The sequence below is a fragment of the Dubosiella newyorkensis genome, assembly GCF_001945605.1.
Classification (GTDB): domain Bacteria; phylum Bacillota_I; class Bacilli_A; order Erysipelotrichales; family Erysipelotrichaceae; genus Dubosiella; species Dubosiella newyorkensis.
On the sequence record NZ_MPKA01000089.1, the window covers coordinates 1 to 721 of the forward strand.

The 721-nt window shown below is 36.3% G+C and carries 2 protein-coding genes; both read left to right on the plus strand.

The window, feature by feature from the left end; genetic code table 11:
* Nucleotides 1–263 precede the first annotated feature (263 nt).
* On the plus strand, nt 264–527 hold the full coding sequence (locus BO225_RS09445) for a hypothetical protein (protein WP_076341989.1): 264 nt from the start codon (nt 264–266) through the stop codon (nt 525–527).
* Nucleotides 524–721 (plus strand): hypothetical protein (locus tag BO225_RS09450; protein ID WP_143356815.1); only part of this gene is annotated, 198 nt, incomplete at its 3' end. The genes BO225_RS09445 and BO225_RS09450, both read left to right, overlap by 4 nt.

Genomic DNA, 721 nt, shown 5'->3' on the forward strand with positions numbered 1-721 from the left:
TTCGGGATTTGAATGGCTTTGGCCAGGTTTTGTTGAGAAACTTCATAATATTTTCTTAAATGTTGGGTATAAATACGGTAAAACCTTGAATAATCGAACATTTTCTATCAAACTCCATTTCTTTTCACTGAATTTAAAGGATTGAGCATCGTGAATATCTTGTTTTTTTGCTCAAAATCTCTAAAGACACAAGAGTATTTATAGTGTATCATGATGTCACAAAAACAAGAAAGAGATAACTGGTGTGAAAAGGAGAATGAAAGATGAAGCAGGAGAAAAAGTCATTATACAGTATTGCTGGTTTCGTTTCTTTGATTGGGGCTGCTATCAATGGAATCGGAGCCCTAATGATGCTCATGGTTGGGATCAGTTTGATTTTTCAGCCGAATCTGTTCCAATTTCTAAGCGAGCAAGGTTTGCTTGATACGGCGATGGATCAACAAATGATTGAAAATCTATTAAGCATGAATCATATTTGGAGGATCATCGTCTATCTTGGTTTAAGTGTGGTGATGATATTGAAATGATTTCCTATTATTTAGGATATTGTATTCTAAAAAGCTGGAAAAAAGAACAAGGGAACACGCAAGATCTCATCCGCAAAACAGCTTATTGTATTTTTGCGACCCAAATCGTTATGTTGGTTTTAGGGATCCTCCTGCGTATTGCGGCTGGAAATTCTTTGCTGGATGGAGGATTGATCGAACTAGATTGGATCCTG

Excerpts from the sequence above, each read along its gene's own strand:
- BO225_RS09445 (WP_076341989.1), top strand. The coding sequence starts at position 264 with ATGAAGCAGGAGAAAAAGTCATTATACAGTATTGCTGGTTTCGTTTCT.